The sequence below is a fragment of the Streptomyces sp. NPDC001832 genome (assembly GCF_040297265.1).
In the GTDB taxonomy this organism is placed as follows: domain Bacteria; phylum Actinomycetota; class Actinomycetes; order Streptomycetales; family Streptomycetaceae; genus Streptomyces.
In genome coordinates this window covers 1-16,738 of sequence record NZ_JBEOYU010000056.1, presented here as the reverse complement: position 1 = coordinate 16,738, position 16,738 = coordinate 1, and the positions used below count along the sequence as shown (strand labels likewise).

Genomic DNA, 16,738 nt, shown 5'->3' with positions numbered 1-16,738 from the left:
CGCGACACCGCCCCCATTTGCCGGTCGATCTAAGGCCCCATGCCATCCGTACAGCGGCAGAAGCAGCTTTCGCGACAAGGAGAACAGCGACCATGCCCCCCGCAGCCCGTACGGGCGACACCACCGTCCACGGCGGCCTCATCGGCACCCCGCCACCGGGTGCCGCGGCCGTGGCCACCGTGCTGATCGGCGGCAGACCGGCGGCCGTCGTCGGCAGCCTGCACGTGTGTGTGGTCCCCCCGCACGCCGCACTCGGACCCGCGAACGTCATCCTGCCCAACCCCGCCGCCGCGGTCACCGGTCAGGTGCTGATCGGCGGGCTGCCCGCTGCCCGCATGCGGGACACCACCAGTTGCGGCGCGCTGATCACCGGCGGCGCGCCGGACGTCCTGATCGGGGGCCCGGTGTGAGCGGCGGGTTCATCGGACGCGGCTGGGGCTTCCCGTTGCGGGTCGGCGCCACGGGCGGCATCGGCATGGTCGAGCGGGACCAGGAGATCGAGGAGGCGATCGGGCTCGTGCTCGGCACGGCGCCGGGCGAGCGGCCGATGCGCCCGGAGTTCGGCTGCGGCATTCATGACTACGTCTTCGCACCCGGTGACGGCGCCACCGCCGGGCGCATCGCGCACGAGGTCCGTACGTCGCTGGAGCGCTGGGAGCCGCGCATCGAGGTGACCGATGTGGTGATCGCGTTCGACGCCATCGAGGAGGGCACCTTGTACATCGACGTGCACTACACCGTGCGGGCCACGAACGACCTGCGCAACCTCGTGTTCCCCTTCTACACCATCCCGTCCTCCGAGGGCTCCGAAGAAGCGGGAGTGCGCTGATGGCTCTGCCCTCACCCAACCTGGACGACCGGCGCTTCCAGCAGCTCGTCGACGAGGCCAAGCGGTACGTCCAGCAGCGCGCTCCGGAGTGGACCGACCACAACGTGTCGGACCCCGGGGTCACGCTCATCGAGACGTTCGCATACATGGTGGACCAGCTGCTGTACCGGTTGAACCGGGTACCGGACAAGAACTACTCCGCCTTTCTGGACCTGCTGGGCGTCACGTTGTTCCCGCCGTCAGTGGCACGGGCGGAAGTCGACTTCTGGCTGTCCGCGCCACAGCCGGAGACCGTGCGGCTCCCGGCGGGTACGGAGGTCGCCACCTTGCGCGGCGAGGCCGAGGAGGCAGTGGTGTTCTCGACCTCCGACGACCTGCCGATCGTGCCGAGTTCGCTGGTCCGGCTGGTCACCGCCCCGGTGTCGGGCGATCAGACCGACCGCACGGCACCGCTCGGCGCGGGCAAGGACATCCCGTGCTTCCAGCCCCGGCCGGAGCCGGGCGACGCCCTGCTGTTCGGACTGCCCACCGCCGTCCCACGGTGCATCGTCGCCGTACGCCTGGACAGCCGCGTGGAGGGCGTGGGCGTCGACCCACGGCAGCCGCCGCTGGTCTGGGAGGCTTGGGACGGTGCCCACTGGGTCACGTGCCGGACCGGTACCGACAGCACCGGCGGGCTGAACAAGCCCGGCGAGGTGATCGTGTTCGTCCCCGCCGGGCACACGGCGTCGGTGTCCGCGGGAACCCGGGCGGGGTGGCTGCGCTGCAGGGTCACCGCGCCGGAACCGGGCCAGCCGTTCTACTCCGAGTCGCCGACGATCCGGGAGGCAGAGGTGTTCACCGTCGGCGGCACCACGGGCGTCGAACACGCAAAGACCGTCCTCGACGTTCCGCTCGGCGTATCCGAAGGCGTCGCCGGGCAGAGGTTCTCCGTGAGTAGGGCGCCGCTTTTGTTGGACGGGGAGCCGCCGGTCGTCCAGGTGTCCTCCGCGGAGGGCTGGCAGGTCTGGACCGCCGTGGAGCACTTCGGCGCCTCCTCTCCGGACGACCGGCATGTGCGGATCGACGCCGTCTCTGGCGAGTTCTCGTTCCCGCCGGAGGTACGCGAGCCGGACGGGACGATGCGCGCCTACGGTGCGGTGCCCGAGAAGGGCGCACAACTGCGGGTTCCCCGCTACCGGACGGGCGGCGGGGCGGCCGGGAACGTCGCCCGGGGCGCCATCTGCGTGCTGCGCAGCTCGGTGCCGTACGTGGCAAGCGTGCACAACCGAGAGGCGGCCCGGGGCGGGGTCGACGGCGAGACCGTGGAGAACGCGAAGGTGCGGGCGCCCAACATCCTCCGGGTGCAGGAGCGGGCGGTCACGGCCGAGGACTACGAGGTCATCGCCCGCGAGGCCGCGCCTTCCCTGCGCAGGGTCCGGTGCCTGCCCGCCGTTCCGGGCGAAGGCGGTGCGGTACGGGTCCTGGTGGTGCCCGACGCGGTCGCCGACGAGGGTGGCCAACTGAGGTTCGAGCAGTTGATCCCGCCGGACTCCGTGCTCTCGACGGTCGCGGCGCGGCTCGACGAACGGCGGCTGGTCGGCACCCGGCTGGTGGTGGAACCGCCCGCGTACCAGGGCGTCACCGTGGTCGCCAGGCTAATGGCGGCCGGTGGTGACGTGGACCGGGTCCGCGCGGAGGCGCTCGCGGCGCTGTTCCGCCACATCGACCCTCTGCGGGGCGGAGTGGAGGGGACAGGGTGGCCGTTCGGCAGGCCGGTGCAGTATGGCGAGGTCTTCGCCGTACTCCAGGGTGTGCGGGGGGTGGGTCTGGTGGACGAGGTACGGCTGTTTCCCGCGGACCCGATCACCGGCCGGCGCGGGGCGGCGGTGGAGCGGATCGACGTCGCCCCGGGCGCCCTGGTCTTCTCGCACCAGCACCAGGTCGTGGTCACCACGAGCGGGGCCGGTGACGGCTCATGACCAGGGCTGTGGTACCGGGGCTCGCCAGCCGCTATCCGATCGGCGGGCTGCTGCCCGCGCTGTACGCGGACGACGACCTGGCCCAGCGGTTCACCGCGGGCCTCGACACCGTTCTGGCGCCCGTCCTGTCCACCTTGGACAACCTCCCCGCCTACTTCGACCCTGCGCTGACCCCGGCCGACTTCCTGCCCTGGCTGTCGTCCTGGGTGGGCGCCGACGTCGATCCGGCGTGGCCCGAGGGGCTGCGGCGGGCCGTCGTCGCCCGCGCCATCGAGCTGCACCGGTGGCGCGGCACCTGGCGCGGCCTGAGCGAACATCTCCGGCTCTGCTTCGGCGTGCATGCCGACATCCAGGACGGCGGCGGCGTCGCGTGGTCGTCCGAGCCGGGCACCGAGCTGCCTCCGGCTCCCACCGGAGAACTGCTGGTACGGGTCTGGGCAGTGCGCGGGGGGCCGGTGGACGCGAGCCGGGTCCTGGACGTCGTCGCGGCCTCGTGCCCCGTACACCTCACGTGCCGGGTGGAGATCCTGCCAGGCCCGCCAGACGAGACAGGAGGCTGACGCGATGCGCTCGTGTCCGGCGTGCGGTACGGCCAACGGCGAGGACGACGAATTCTGCGGGAACTGCGGTTCCTACCTGGGCTGGTCCTCCCGGGCCTCGGGAAACCCTCCCACCGCCGCGGAACCTGTCGGCTCCGCGGAACCAGCAGGCCCAGAAGTCGAGCCCACGACCGGTGCTCCGGCCGTTCCCCCGACCGGTACCGCCCCGGAGACCGCAGGACCCGCGGCCTGGGCCCCGCCGTCCCCGCGCCCCGGGCCGCCGGCGGAACCCACGCGGTTACCGGAACCTGCCGGGCCGCCCCCCGCGGAGCCCGCACCAGCCCCGGAGCCGCCCTCGCGACCGGCGCAGCCCGCACCCGTACGGCCGGCAACCTCCGCAGCGGACATTCCCGTGGTTGCGGTGCGGCCGGCCGAGCCGATAGCCCGACGGCCCGTTGTCAGGCCCGTGGCAGCGGATGAGAAGCCGGACGGGCCACCGTGCCCGGCGTGCGGCACCCCGAACCTGCCGGGACGCCAGTTCTGTCGCCGCTGCGCCGCACCGCTGAACCCCCGGGAGCAGCCGGAACCGCTGCCCTGGTGGCGCAAGGTGTGGCCGCTCCGCCGTCGGGTGCGGGGCGGATCGGGCCGGGCGCTGCGGCGGACCCTGCTGGTGCTGGCGGTCGTCGGGGTGCTGTTCGCGGGATTCCTGCTCCTGCCGGCAGGGCGCTATCTCTTCGAGGACGTGAGGGACAAGCTCGGCGGAACGGCGGAGATCAGCCCGGCCAAGGTCACTGCGGGCTCCCAGGTTCCCGGCCATCCGGCGACCGCGGCCGTCGACGGACTGACCAACACGTACTGGGGGGCACCCACGCTCGGCTCGTCACTGACATGCGTCTTCGACAAGCCGTTCCGGCTGGTCGGCGTCGTGGTGCACACCGGTGTGTCGAAGGAGCCCCGGGAGTTCCGGCAGGGGGCCAGACCCACCCGGGCCGATCTGATCGTCACCACGACCGACGGCGAGGTCCGCGAGAAGGCGGTGACACTCACCGACAAGCCGGGCCCGCAGACGGTACGGACCGGAGTCAGCGACGTCGTCTCCGTCCGGCTCGTGCTGCGGGACGCGTCCGGCCAGGGCGAGGGACGGCCGATCGCGGTCGGGGAGGTCGAGTTCTTCAAGCGCACCTGAGAGGCCCCGATGTCTGCCCCGGGCTTTCCCTGGCGGGCCTTGCCGCGGAGTGTCGTCTGGGCGCCGACTTCTCCGACGTACGCGTGCACACCGGTCCCGAAGCCCAACGCTACGCCGCCGATGTCGGTGCCGCCGCCTACAACAACGAACGGCGTGCTCTGTTGTCGTGGTGTACGAAAGCTCAGCTCGGTCGACGTTGCGTCAGTGTCAGCACCCGTCGTGCGTCGGCGACGACGGCCGCGTCCACGAAGCGGCCATCAGGGAGCGCCAGGGCGCCTGCGTTCGCCGCTGCCGCCCGAACGATCTCGCGGGCCGCTGTCACTTCCCGATCTGTCGGCAGGAACGCCTCTTCGATCACCGGGAGTTGTCTCGGATGGATCGCGGTGCGGCCCAGGAAGCCCAGCGCGCGGCCCTCGGCACAGGAGCGGGCCAGGCCCTTGGAGTCGCGGACGTCCGGGTACACCGACTGCGGCGGGGGCGGCAACCGCGCAGCCCGTGCCGCGATCACCGCGCGGCCGCGCGGCCAGGCGAGGCCCGCCGCGTCCGTGACGCCAAGTTCGGCCCGCAGGTCTGCCTCGCCGAGCGCGATGCCGTGCACACACGGGTGGTCCGCGATCGTGTAGGCGTGCTCGATACCAAGGGCCGACTCCAACAGGGCGTACAGGGACGGCACTTCGACGGCCCAATCCAGCACGCGGGCTATGTCGTCCGGGCTGTTCACCTTCGGCAGACGCAGTGCGTCCAGGCCCGGCAGCGGGGTGAGACGGCGGATCTCCTGCTCGGCGAGGGGTCCGTCGAGCGCGTTGACGCGGACGTGGACCGGCACCTCGTGCTTGTCGGCGAGGAGTTCGGCGGTCGCGTCGAGCGCGTATGCCTTGCGATCGGGGGCGACTGCGTCCTCCAGGTCGACCAGCACCACGTCGGCCCCGGAGTCGAGGGCCTTGGCGACGACAGCGGGCCGGTCCCCGGGAACGTACAGCCAGGTCAGATACGCATGGTCCGTCACACCGCACCTGCCTTGCGCAGCTTCGTGATCTCCGTGTCCGGCAGGCCGAGCCCGGTGAGGATCTCGTCCGTGTCAGCGCCGTGCGGTCGGCCCGTCCACTTGATGGAGCCTGGGGTCTCGGAGAGGCGGAACAGGACGTTCTGCATCTTCACCGTGCCGAAGTCCGGGTCGGGCAGCTCGGTGATCGAGTCGAGTGCCCGGTACTGCTCGTCAGCCATCACGTCGCAGATGTCGTAGATCGGGGCGATGGCCGCCTCCGCCCTCTCGAAGGCTGACAGGACCTCGTCGCGGGTGTGCGCCGCGATCCACGAGCCGACCGCCTCGTCGAGCTCGTCGGCGTGCGCGGCACGGCCCGAGCCGGTGGCGAACCAGTCCGCGTCGATGAACTCGGGCCTGCCGACGAGGCGCATCACGCGTTCCGCGATCGACTGCGCGGAGGTCGAGACCGCGACCCACTTGTCGTCGCTGGTGCGGTAGGTGTTGCGCGGCGCGTTGTTCGTGGAGCGGTTGCCGGTGCGCGGCTGCATGTAGCCGAGCTGGTCGTACCAGATGGGCTGCGGGCCGAGGATCGTCAGCATCGGCTCGATGATCGCCATGTCGACGACCTGGCCGCGGCCCGTCTCGTCGCGGCCGCGCAGGGCGGCCATCACCGCGTACGAGGTGGAGAGCGCGGCGATCGAGTCGGCGAGGCCGAACGGCGGAAGCGTCGGCGGACCGTCCGGCTGACCGGTGATCGCCGCAAAGCCGCTCATTGCCTCGGCGAGGGTGCCGAATCCCGGGCGCCTCGAGTACGGGCCGAACTGGCCGAAGCCGGTGACGCGTGCCAGGACGAGGCGGGGGTTGGAGGCCGACAGCTCGTCCCAGCCGAGGTTCCACTTCTCCAGGGTGCCGGGACGGAAGTTCTCGATCAGGACGTCGGACTCGGCAACCAGTTTGAGGAGCACCTCCCGGCCGCCGGGGGTGGAGAGGTCGAGCGTGATGTTCTTCTTGTTGCGCCCCAGCAGCTTCCACCACAGGCCGATGCCGTCCTTCGACGGACCGTGGCCGCGGGACGGGTCCGGCTTGCGGGGATGCTCCACCTTGATCACCTCGGCGCCGAAGTCACCGAGCATCGTGGCGCACAGGGGGCCGGCGAAGAGCGTCGCCAGATCAAGGACGCGCAGGCCCTTCAGCGGGCCGTCGTGCCGGGGGAGCGGAGTCTCGTTCATCATGCCTCCTGAGGCCGTGCTTCATCGGTACGCACTGTCGTGCAGAATGTTTCGATCTCGGTGCGCGTGGGCATCGAGGACGAGGCGCCGGGGCGCTGCACAGCGAGCGCCGAGGCCGCCGCGGCCCAGGCCATCGCCTTCGGCATCGGGTGGCCCTCGCCGTACGCCACCGTGAGCGCACCCACGAACGTGTCGCCCGCCGCCGTTGTGTCCACCGCGTCGACGGGGAATGCCGGGACGGTGACGGGGTCTGCGTCGCGGGTGGCGTAGAGGCTGCCCCGCTCGCCGAGCGTGATGACCACCTCGGGGACCTGTACGAGCAGCAGGCGCGCCGCCTCATACGGGTCGTCGGCCCCGGTCAGGGCTGCCGCCTCGTGCTCGTTCGGCACCAACAGATCGGTGAGCGAAAGGAGTTCGGCCGGAAGTGGCTGGGCGGGGGCCGGAGTGAGCACCGTGCGGACGCCGTGCGCTCGCGCCGCCCGGGCGCCCGCGAGCACGCCCTCCATGGGCAGCTCGAGCTGCAGGAGGAGGGCGCCGGATGCGGCGATGCGGGCCTCGTCGCCGGTGGCGAGTGCGGTGACGGTGCCATTGGCTCCGGGTACGACGACGATCGCGTTGCCGCCGTCGTCGTCCACCACGATGTGTGCGGTGCCGCTCGGGCCGGGGACGGTACGCAGACCGGTGGTGTCCACTCCGGCGTCGACGAGGGTCCGGCGCATGCGCGCGCCGAAGTCGTCGTCACCGACCGCGCCGATCACCGCCACGGTGCCGCCCGCGCGGGCCGCCGCGATCGCCTGGTTGGCGCCCTTGCCGCCGGGGACGGTGCGGAACTCGCGACCTGTGACGGTCTGGCCGCGCCGCGGGGCCTTCGGTACGTAGGCGACCAGGTCCATATTGGCCGAGCCGAGTACGGTCAGATGTGTCATGCGCGGACCTCCAAGGTGAGGCGGGCCAGTTCGTCGAAGCCGATGCCGTCGAAGCCGCCGACCGTGGTGGTGAGGCGGTTCTTCAGCGGGGCCGTCCAGCGCTCACCGAGCGCCTCCGGGCTGCCCGCGAGCAGACCCGCGATCGAGCCGGCGGTCGCGCCGTTGGAGTCCGTGTCCCAGCCACCGGAAACCGCACGGCAGATGGCACCCGTGAAATCTCCGTCGGAGTGGGTGAGGGCGGAGGCGAGCAGGGCGGCGTTCGGCAGGACATGCACCCAGTGGTGGTCGTGGTCGTAGCGGGCGTGCAGGGCGTCGACGACCTGCTCGAAGCCGACCGGAGTACCGGTTGGTTCTGCCTGCGCCGCTTCGATACCGAAGCGGATCGCCTGTGCGTAGCGGGAGTTCGGCGGGATGTGGGCCAGGGCGGTGGCGAGGGCTTCGTGGATTGTCGTGGGGGCGGGGCCGGCCGCGTGCGCGATGGCCGCAGCCACGAACATCTCGCCGTAGACGCCGTTCGCTGTGTGCGTCAACGTAGCGTCACGGTGGGCGAGTTCGGCGGCCTTGGCCGGGTCGCCCGGGTTCGTCCAGCCGAAGATGTCCGCCCGGATCTGTGCACCGATCCACTCGCGGAACGGGTTGCGGTGTGTCGCTGTGTGCGGTGGCTCCAGGCCGTCCAGGAGGTTGCGGTAGGCGATGCGCTCCGCGGTGAACGTGCGGCCCGCCGGGAGCTCGTCCAGCCACAACTTCGCCACGTCGCTCGTGGTGAAGTCGTGGCCGTGGCGCTGGAGCAGCATCAGGCCCAGGAGCGGGTAGTTGAGGTCGTCGTCCTCCGGCATGCCGTCGATGTTCTCGGCGAGGGAGGTGGGGCGGGAACGGCGGTTCCAGGGGTACGCCGCCGTGATCTGCGGGTCCAGGTTCTGTTCCGTGAACCAGGTGTTCAGCGGCCAGTTGCCGGTGGACCGGGCGATGGCGCGGATACCGTCGAGCGGAAGCTTCTCGACGGGCTTGCCCAGGACGCAGCCGATCGCCCGGCCCAGCCAGGCCGCGTGCAGGCGGTCCGTCTCCGATCGCAGGTCCGGATCCGGGTTTCGCCCGGACGGCTTTTCCTCAAGTGTCGGGCAAACTTGGAGAATTGCCGGTTCCGCTGCCGAGAGTGCGGACGGGAGCTTAGCCAGTTCAGCCAGCAACTCCTCGGCAAGTGACCTTAGTCCGGGAGAGGCCGGTTCCGGTGACGCCCCAGCCCGCTCCGGGGCCAGGTGGCCGCTCGCCGCGACCCAGCGGCGTTCGATCTCCGTCGCATCACGGCCGTCCTGTGCCGCCTGGCGCAGCTCGTGCCCGATCAGGTCCTCGGGCTGTACCCAGGTCAGGCGGAGCATCAGAGCCCCGCGATCGTCGTGAAGGCGGCCTCGTGGGCGCGACGCCGCTCCAGGTCGCGGGCGTGCACCTCGCGCGTGACCTGGGCGAGGGACCCCGCGGGAGCGTGCAGATCCAGCTTGCTGGCCCGGGCGATCTCCGTGCTCCACTCCTTGGGCACGGCGCCCTCGCCGTACAGGGCACCGACGATCGCGCCGCTCATCGTGGCGATCGAGTCACAGTCGCGGCCGTAGTTGACCGAACCGAGCACGGTGTGCCGGAAGTCGCCGCGGCCCACCAGCAACATACCCAGAGCGATGGGGAGTTCCTCGATGGCGTGCAGGCGTGAGGGGCGGCGGGCGCCGAGGGATGGCTTGCGGTACTCGGGGCCGACTGTGTCGAAGGGAGCCACTGCCTTGCGCAGCGGGGCCAGGGCGTCCTCGAAGTCGTCGTAGTGGGCCGCCACTTCGCAGACCACCTCGATTGCCGATTTGGTGCCGTCCTTCGCGAGCCTCAGGGCGTCCTCGATGACGGACTCGGGGGTCGCGTGGGGCTTGAACGCGGAGGCCACCGCCGCCGCGAAGACGCCAGCCGCCTCGCGGCCGTACGACGACTGGTGAGCGCCCGCGACATCCAGCGCCTCCGCGTACGCCTTGAGCGGATTGCCCGCGTTGACCGCGCCGACGGGCGCCATGTACATCGCCGCACCGCAGTTGACGATGTTGCCGACGCCCGCCTCGCGCGGGTCGACGTGTCCGTAGTGGATGCGGGCGACGATCCACTTCTCCGCGAGGAAGATGCGCTGGAGCGGGAGCGCCTCCGCCTCCAGCTCCGGGATCCAGCGTGTGTTGGTGATCAGGTCGGGGACCAGGTGGTCGGCGACCGCGTACGCGTCGAGGTGGTCGCGGACCTTCTCGTAGACGCGGATCAGAGCGTGCGTCATCAAGGTGTCGTCGGTGACGTGGCCATCGCCCTTGTGGTACGGCGCGATGGGCCGCGCGGTCTTCCAGTCGTCCTTGTAGAACGGTTCTACGATGCCGCGCACCCGGCCGCCGTGCCGCTCGGCGATGGCCTCCGGGGTCCAGCCCTCGACCGGACCGCCGAGCGCGTCGCCCACGGCGGCTCCGACGAGGGCGCCGGTGGTGCGGTCCTCCAGGGACGGGATGGGGCTCGTCGGGTTGGCGGGGGTAGTCATGCCGGGATTCCTTCCGAAGAGGGGGAGTTGATGGGGCTGCTTGTGGCGGCCAGGCGCTCCGCCAGGCTGATCAGGTCCGTGCCGGCCAGGCGCGGCAGCGCGCAGCCCGCGAGGGTACGGCAGGCCTCACGCCAGCTCTGCGGGAACGCGCCGGCGCCGTCGAGCGCACCGGTGAGGGCGCCGGCCAGGGCGGGGGCCGAGTCGGCGACGCGGGAAAGACAGGCCGCGGTAGGGACCGCTTCACTGACGGATCCGGCCGCTGCCGTGGCGACGGCGAGGGCGACGGGGACCGTTTCGGCGGCCGCGATGCCGTAGCTGTAGACATGGTCGACGATCTCGTGTTCCAGAACCGGCACGAGCGCGAACGCGTTGCCGGGCAAGCCGGGGCGCGCGGTCACCGCGTTGCGGGCCAGGTCGACGGCGCGCAACGCGTTGCGGTGGATCTCGGTGCCCTCAGGCAGTTGGGCGAGGGCCGCGTCCACGCAGGCGTCGAGGGGCGCACCGCCGAGTGCCGCGGAGACGGCTGCCGCCATGGCGCGGGCTCCGTGCACGCCGTCGCCATCCTGTGTGTAGCGCGCGTCGAACTCGGCCAGATCGGCGGCGAGTTCGGGTGCGCCAGGGTGCACCACCGCGAGGACCGCGGCGCGTACGCACGCGGCGTCGTCAAAGTAGTGAGGGTTGTCGTGGCCCGTAGCGGGAGGCCGCAGTCCGGCGGCGAGGTTGCCGAGGCCGGCCCGTACGGAGATGCGGGCGCGCAGCGGCATCTTGGCCGACTCGATCTCGTCCGCGCGGTCCGCGGCCGCCGCGATTTCGTCCGCGAGGGTGTTCCAGGCAAGTGAGAGCGCGGAGCGTACGCGCTGGTCGGCGGGGAGGTCCCCGAGGCCGTCGGCGTAGGCGTCGAGGACGGAGTGCGCGGTGAAGGCCGCCCACTCCGCGTCGTCGGACGGGCCGAGGCGCAGGGGCTCCGGGGGCTGGTTCAGCGCGATCGGGACAGGCAGGGTCGTCGTCGCGTTCTGCTCGGCGAATGTGTCCAGTTCGCGGGTGAGGCGGCGCGTCCAGTCGGGCAGTCGGGCGGCGCGGTGCCGGCCGGAGGGCCACCCGGCGGCGTCACCCGCGGCGATGCCGAGAAGCAGGCCCTCGATGTGGTGAGTGGCGTCCGCTGGGGCGGGAGGCATGAGAGTGAGCGGCCTTTCGGTGGTACTGGGTGGTACGGCGGCGAAGTCCCGGCGTCTCGTCACGCCATCGCCCCCGCCCGGTCCGGTGCGGTGGGGATCAACCGGTCCGCGATGTCGAGGACGTGCCGTCCGGCCATGGAAGGGAGGCAGCTGCCGCGTACCGGGCCGATCGCGTCCGCCCAGTCGGCGGGGATCGCGGCCTCGCCGCGCAGAGCGCCTGCGAGGGCGCCCGCCACGGCGGCTGTGGTGTCGGCGTCGCGGCCCATGTTGACGGCGGTCAGGACCGACTCGCGGAAGTCACCCCGGGCCACCGCGAACGCACCGAACGCCAGGCCGACCGCCTCGGGTGCCAGGTCCGTCCATGGATAGCCCCCGATGACGACGGCCTTGCGCACCACTCGCTCCATCGCCAGCTGGGTGCCGTCGGGGTCGCGGCGGGCCCGACGTGCCGCCGACACCGCGCGGTGCAGTGAGCGGGCCGTCCAGGAGTCGTCCGGGACGACGGAGAGAGCGGCCTGGACGACTGCGTCCGGACTGTGACTGACCATGGCCGCGGCGACACCCGCCGCCACCGCCCGGCCGCCGAGAATGCCCTCTCCGTCGTGTGACACCGTGCCGTCGATGGCGACCAGGCGGGCCGCCTCGGCCGGGCGTCCAGCCGCGTAGACCCCGAAGGGCGCGGCGCGCATCGCGAGACCGTCGCTCCAGGCGTGCCGGTGCTGGGCGGAGATGGGGGCGGCGAGGCCACGGCGCAGGTTCTCCAGGGTGCCGCGCTCGCTGAACCCGGCTCCCTTGAACGGACCTTCGTCGCGGTCGGCGATCTGCTCATGCCAGGCCGCCTCGACGTGGTCCACGGTGAGACCGGCGCCGTGATCAGCAAGCAGCAGACCCGAGAAGATCGCGTACTCGGTGTCGTCCGTACCGGCCGGGTCGTCGGAGACGAACCCGTCGATGCGGCCCCAGCGTTCGCGGATCTGGGAGGGCTTCATGTTCTCGGCGGGGGCGCCGAGCGCATCGCCGACCGCGAGGCCGAGCATGGCGCCGCGGGCGCGATCCCGGAGCAGAACCGCGGCGGCGCTCTGGGAGAGGGGGACGGTGCGGCACCTGCGGAGATCCGGTGCGCCGTCTGCCGACGGGGCGGGATCGGGGTCGAGCCTGACGCTCATGGTGGGTTCGTGCTCTTTTCTGGGGTCGTGCTCGGGTTCAGCGCTGAGAGCGGTCGAGGATGCGGGTGCCGTCGTCCGCCAGGCGTTTGCGCAGTTCCGCGATACCGAACGCGCCGTTGTAGTACTTCTGGTAGGCGGGGGTGGCGATCTTGTCCTTCCACTCTGCGTAGCCGCGCACCCCGAGCACCGGGGAAGGACGCAGATTGGAGGAACGGGACGCCGTACGTTCCCTTGCCGTAGGAGGTCGTGTCCCAGGAGGTCTGCGGGATGTCCTCGCGCAGTGACTTCGGCAGATACTTCGTCAGGTCGGCGAGGTAGCCGCCGTTCGCGAAGTCGGTGAGGTCGGAGGCGTCGTCGTGGATGATGTCGCCCGACGTTCGTGGCACCGCCTACCCCCTGTGTCGGCTGACTTCCCGGTTTTTTCTGTAAACGTTTTCGGCAGTTGGAAACGTTTACAGATGTTGCATTTCCACTTCCTGGCCGTCAATAGGTGGAATATGTGATACACGTCACATATTGCTCTCTGCTTGTTACCCTGCGTCGCGCCGAGCCGCTGGTCTGGAACTGGACCGAGGGCGAGAGCAGTGACGGCCGCACCCGCAGCGCGGTACCAAACGGCGGTTCGGTCCATCGAGAGGGGGCGCCGAGTGGTATCCGTCCGTTTCCCCCTGTGGCCGTCCGGCTATGAATTCCCGCTCCCGCAGGACCGCTTCACCGCGGCGGCCTGCCGATGCGTTGCGGACCTGCGCTGAGGGCACGCTCTCCGGGCTGAGCGGGCATGAGCTGCGTCACGTTCGCTGCCTCTTGACTGGCGGGAAATATAGCCACAACGTTAAACGTTTACAGTAATTGTTCGTAAGAGGTCATGAAGGGGGCTATGGGAATGCCACGAACGTCGGGCGGCGGTCAGCCGACCGTCGTGTCGATCGCTGAGCGGGCGGGAGTCTCCATCGCCTCGGTGTCCCGTGTTCTCAATGGTCTCGGTGCTCGTCGGGACACTGTGGAGAAGGTGGAGCGGGCTGCGTCCGAGCTGGGCTATGTGCCCAATGCGGTGGCGCGTTCTCTCAAGGGCGGCAGGACGCGGCAGTTGACGTTCGCGATGCCGGATATCGGAAACCCGGTGTACGTCGCGATGGTCCGTGCCATCCAGTCCGTCACCAAAGCGGCCGGCTACCGGCTGCTGCTTCACTCCACCGATGCCGTGGTCGACGACGAACTCGCTGTGCTGCGCAGCCTCGGCGACCGCACCAGTGACGGTCTGATCATCTGCCCCATCCGGATCACGGACGAGCACGTCGAGGCGCTGCGCACCGCGGCCGGACCGGTAGTCGTCATCGGTTCGCTGCCCGACGGTGTGCCCGTGGACAGTGTGCGTGCCGACTCCGTCGCGGGCGCCGCCCTGGCCGTGCGGCATCTGTACGAGACCGGCCGGCGCCGCATCGCGTTCGTCAACGGCCCTTGCGACACGGTGCCCGGCCGCAACCGGGACGAGGGGTACCGCACCGCCCTGGCAGAGTGCGGCCTCGTGTACGACGCCTCGCTCGTCGTGCACACCGACTTCGGCATCGACTCGGGTGCCGAGGCCGCCGAGCGGCTGCTGGCCGACAGAACCTCCCGGCCCGACGCCGTGTTCTGTGCCAACGACCAGCTGGCACTCGGCGTCGCCCGCGCCCTGCACTCCAGAAACCTGCGCATCCCCCAGGACGTCGCCGTCGCGGGAATGGACGACAGCGTGCTCGCACAGGCTGGCTGGCCCCCACTGACCAGTGTCGATCTGGGCTCCACCGAACGCGGCCGACACGCCGCCGAACTCCTGCTGGAACGGCTCGGCCAGGCGACCGACCACCCCGAGATCTCCACCCCCCGCAGCAGCACCGCCCCTCCCCGCCTCGTCGTGCGCGCCTCCACCGCGCAAACGGCGACCGACAGCTGACCCGGGTGCGGTGGTGAGCGTGAAGTCCGATGACCGGCTCTGGCGGGGGAACCAGGGTCAGGAGCCACTGTTCGCCTGACACAGCCCCGACGGTCGCGGGACCGTTCGGGGCTGTGTGCGGCACCGGTGATGCCGCGTGACTGCGGCGGATCAGCTGTTGGCCACGGGGGTGTCGTTCTCCGCCACGCGCCACAACCGGTCCGAGCTGGGCTGCGCGATGTTGAGGTAGAGGCTGTCCCAGCTGCCGTCGTTGTACCTGTTGAGGCTCAGGGCGAGGTCCTTGTCGACCATGGGGCGGTACATCCACCAGCCCGTGTGTCTGCCGTCGATCCTCTCGTTGATCAGGCTCCACTTCTGCAGCCGCGAGCCGTCACAGGTCCGGACGATGACGGTGGTCCCGCGCTGAGGTGTCGCGGCGCTCGGCTGAAGGCACTTGTTCGCGGCCTCGTTCTTGATCGTGACCGTGTAGGTGTTGGGTCCGTCTGCCTGCCAGGCGGAGAAGTCGACCTCCCATGCCTCGGTGCTGTACTTCCACGCGGGGTCGCGGAGGGTGATGGCGGTGGCGCCTTCGCCGGTGCTGTTGTTAAGCAGAGCCAGGCGGCTCCCGTCCATTTTGTTGATCAGGTCGCGGTTGGGGTTGGGCGCGGCGGAAGCCGGCGCTCCACTGGCTGCGGCGATGCCGCACGTGGCCAACAAGGCGGCGGCGAGGGCCAATACGGGCTGGTGGCGCCTGGACATGGAGGGTTTCCCTTTCGGTGCATGAACGTCCGCGGGAGCAGGACTTCCGCATCCAATCAGCCCGGACGCGCGCCGAAACGATCTCGTCCGGAGGAGTCGCTCCGGTTCACCCGACCGAGGCACGTCGGACCTGCTGCACCCTTGCGCTGTGATCCCATGGCCAGGGCTCCGCACACGCACCCACGGGAACGACACCGCAGCGCGCCGTGCAGGACACCCGCCGACCGGTGAAGCTGCACGCGAACAAGGGCTCGGTCTGCCGTGGCGGCAGACGCACCCCCGTCGGCTGCTCCTTGCCGAGGCCTCTCGCTGCCATGGGCGCCCGGGATGACGACAGCAAAGTCGCGCGTCGTTGAAGCCCCGTCGAGAGCCTCGATATGACCCCGCAGGTGTGATGTCAACCATAGGATCTGAGTCACATCCTATTGCGGGTAGTGGTGCCCAACTTGCTCGAACGGCTGAAAAACATCACAGAACATCCCTTTTCGGACATTTATCCGAAGTTGGGTAGTACGTCACATTTTTGCGTCGTGCCTCGCTCGTCGCTAACCATGGCTGTCGTTGCCAGGAAGGCAGCGATCAGGCCGGGCGGATTCCGCTGGATCCGTTCGCTCCGGCCCGCAGTGCGGGGTTCCGCTCCGCAAGCCGCCGCAATCGAGACCGGTAGGCAGTACCGCGACGTCCCCATTGGAGAGTTCCTTCCGTATGACCATGCACACGCAGACCCGTACCAGCCGCATTGCCCGCTTTCGCACGCTGTCCGTCGCCGGCATCGCCACCGTGGGTGTCGCAGCAGCGACCCTCACGATGGCGTCGGCATCCGCGCAGGCTGCCGATGCGACACCGGCGAGCACCGCCGCGGTCAAGACTTCGGCGGACGGCGGCGGGGGTGTGCAGGCGGGCAGCAACGGCTATGCCAACAACCTCGACGGCTGGATCCAGCAGTCGTTGGTCATCATGAAGGCCAAGGGCATCCCCGGCAGCTACGAGGGGCTGCACCGCAACATCATGCGCGAGTCGAGCGGCAACCCGTACGCCCAGAACAACTGGGACGTCAACGCGCAGAACGGCGTGCCGTCCAAGGGTCTGCTCCAGGTCATCCAGCCGACCTTCAACGCCTACCACGTGGCCGGCACCGCGCACGACGTCACCAATCCCGTCGCCAACATCACCGCGGCCGCCAACTACGCCGCCCACCGCTACGGGTCGATCGACAACGTCAACTCCGCCTACTGAGCCGAAGGCTCAGCCCTCACTGCGCGAGCCAGGACCGGCATCGGCAGCACTATTGCTGCCGATGCCGGTCCTTTGGCTTACGGCCTGATCCACTCTCTATCGTGCACCAGGCCGTTACGACCTCACCGCGATTGGCAGCGGCGTTTGCCTGCGCATAAGAGGTCGCGCACATAGGTGGGGCGGCGTCGCGTGCCGATGGGCGGCGTTGTCGTCGGTCGACGACGCTCCGCGTCGCCTCCCTCCTCCGCCTTGCCCGGCTTGCCCCTCGCCCCGCTCCTTCCTCCACC

General features: G+C 70.5%; 16 protein-coding genes and 1 pseudogene. 8 read left to right on the top strand and 9 right to left on the bottom strand.

All coding sequences use genetic code 11. The features are described from left to right. The first annotated feature begins 92 nt into the window (after positions 1-92). The 6 genes and pseudogenes from ABT115_RS28165 to ABT115_RS28135 form a co-directional block, all read left to right on the top strand. Positions 93-410 (top strand): PAAR domain-containing protein, encoded by a 318-nt coding sequence (locus ABT115_RS28165; RefSeq protein WP_351795469.1) that lies wholly within the window; start codon positions 93-95, stop codon positions 408-410. Next, entirely contained in the window at positions 407-829 is a 423-nt protein-coding gene (locus ABT115_RS28160) for a GPW/gp25 family protein (RefSeq protein ID WP_351795466.1), read from the top strand. Before ABT115_RS28165 ends, ABT115_RS28160 begins: the two co-directional genes overlap by 4 nt. After that, positions 829-2,790, top strand: coding sequence for a putative baseplate assembly protein (locus ABT115_RS28155; protein WP_351795464.1), 1,962 nt, complete (start codon positions 829-831; stop codon positions 2,788-2,790). Before ABT115_RS28160 ends, ABT115_RS28155 begins: the two co-directional genes overlap by 1 nt. After that, positions 2,787-3,350 (top strand): phage tail protein I, encoded by a 564-nt coding sequence (locus ABT115_RS28150; protein ID WP_351795462.1) that lies wholly within the window; start codon positions 2,787-2,789, stop codon positions 3,348-3,350. Before ABT115_RS28155 ends, ABT115_RS28150 begins: the two co-directional genes overlap by 4 nt. 445 nt (positions 3,351-3,795) lie before the next feature. Then, positions 3,796-4,515, top strand: coding sequence for an NADase-type glycan-binding domain-containing protein (locus ABT115_RS28140; RefSeq protein WP_351795511.1), 720 nt, complete (start codon positions 3,796-3,798; stop codon positions 4,513-4,515). Beyond that, a pseudogene (locus ABT115_RS28135) lies at positions 4,512-4,649 on the top strand (eCIS core domain-containing protein); the annotation flags it as partial. The gene ABT115_RS28140 and the pseudogene ABT115_RS28135, both read left to right, overlap by 4 nt. Positions 4,650-4,696: 47 nt before the next feature. On the opposite strand, the gene ABT115_RS28130 reads toward ABT115_RS28135, so the two are convergent. Genes ABT115_RS28130 through ABT115_RS28095 form a run of 8 tightly spaced genes read right to left on the bottom strand, consistent with a single transcriptional unit; the run spans position 4,697 to position 12,722 of the window. Next, the gene (locus ABT115_RS28130) at positions 4,697-5,521 is read right to left on the bottom strand and encodes an HpcH/HpaI aldolase/citrate lyase family protein (RefSeq protein ID WP_351795459.1); all 825 of its coding nucleotides are present in this window, start codon (positions 5,519-5,521) and stop codon (positions 4,697-4,699) included. Next, positions 5,518-6,729: a CaiB/BaiF CoA transferase family protein gene (locus tag ABT115_RS28125; protein WP_351795457.1), complete on the bottom strand. Its 1,212-nt coding sequence runs from the start codon at positions 6,727-6,729 to the stop codon at positions 5,518-5,520. Before ABT115_RS28125 ends, ABT115_RS28130 begins: the two co-directional genes overlap by 4 nt. After that, a complete protein-coding gene (gene rbsK / locus ABT115_RS28120; RefSeq protein ID WP_351795454.1) occupies positions 6,729-7,655 on the bottom strand; it encodes a ribokinase in 927 nt (308 codons plus the stop codon). The genes ABT115_RS28125 and rbsK overlap by 1 nt, the downstream gene beginning before the upstream one ends. Next, entirely contained in the window at positions 7,652-9,031 is a 1,380-nt protein-coding gene (locus ABT115_RS28115) for an ADP-ribosylglycohydrolase family protein (RefSeq protein WP_351795451.1), read from the bottom strand. The genes rbsK and ABT115_RS28115 overlap by 4 nt, the downstream gene beginning before the upstream one ends. After that, positions 9,031-10,203 carry an ADP-ribosylglycohydrolase family protein gene (locus ABT115_RS28110; protein ID WP_351795448.1) on the bottom strand — a complete coding sequence of 391 codons (1,173 nt, stop codon included), beginning with the start codon at positions 10,201-10,203 and terminating at the stop codon, positions 9,031-9,033. The genes ABT115_RS28115 and ABT115_RS28110 overlap by 1 nt, the downstream gene beginning before the upstream one ends. Beyond that, positions 10,200-11,378, bottom strand: a complete 1,179-nt coding sequence (locus ABT115_RS28105; RefSeq protein WP_351795446.1) for an ADP-ribosylglycohydrolase family protein — start codon at positions 11,376-11,378, stop codon at positions 10,200-10,202. Before ABT115_RS28105 ends, ABT115_RS28110 begins: the two co-directional genes overlap by 4 nt. Positions 11,379-11,437: 59 nt before the next feature. Then, entirely contained in the window at positions 11,438-12,544 is a 1,107-nt protein-coding gene (locus ABT115_RS28100; RefSeq protein WP_502969179.1) for an ADP-ribosylglycohydrolase family protein, read from the bottom strand. Positions 12,545-12,581: 37 nt separating this feature from the next. After that, positions 12,582-12,722, bottom strand: coding sequence for a hypothetical protein (locus tag ABT115_RS28095; protein ID WP_351795516.1), 141 nt, complete (start codon positions 12,720-12,722; stop codon positions 12,582-12,584). A gap of 705 nt (positions 12,723-13,427) precedes the next feature. Here ABT115_RS28095 and ABT115_RS28085 point away from each other — a divergent pair. Next, positions 13,428-14,477 (top strand): LacI family DNA-binding transcriptional regulator, encoded by a 1,050-nt coding sequence (locus ABT115_RS28085; RefSeq protein ID WP_351795443.1) that lies wholly within the window; start codon positions 13,428-13,430, stop codon positions 14,475-14,477. A gap of 150 nt (positions 14,478-14,627) precedes the next feature. Here ABT115_RS28085 and ABT115_RS28080 read toward each other — a convergent pair whose 3' ends face one another. Then, positions 14,628-15,215, bottom strand: coding sequence for an RICIN domain-containing protein (locus tag ABT115_RS28080; RefSeq protein WP_351795440.1), 588 nt, complete (start codon positions 15,213-15,215; stop codon positions 14,628-14,630). Positions 15,216-15,926: 711 nt separating this feature from the next. Between ABT115_RS28080 and ABT115_RS28075 the strand changes: the two genes are divergently transcribed. Continuing rightward, positions 15,927-16,451, top strand: a complete 525-nt coding sequence (locus ABT115_RS28075; RefSeq protein WP_502969178.1) for a transglycosylase SLT domain-containing protein — start codon at positions 15,927-15,929, stop codon at positions 16,449-16,451. The last annotated feature ends 287 nt before the right edge of the window (positions 16,452-16,738 follow it).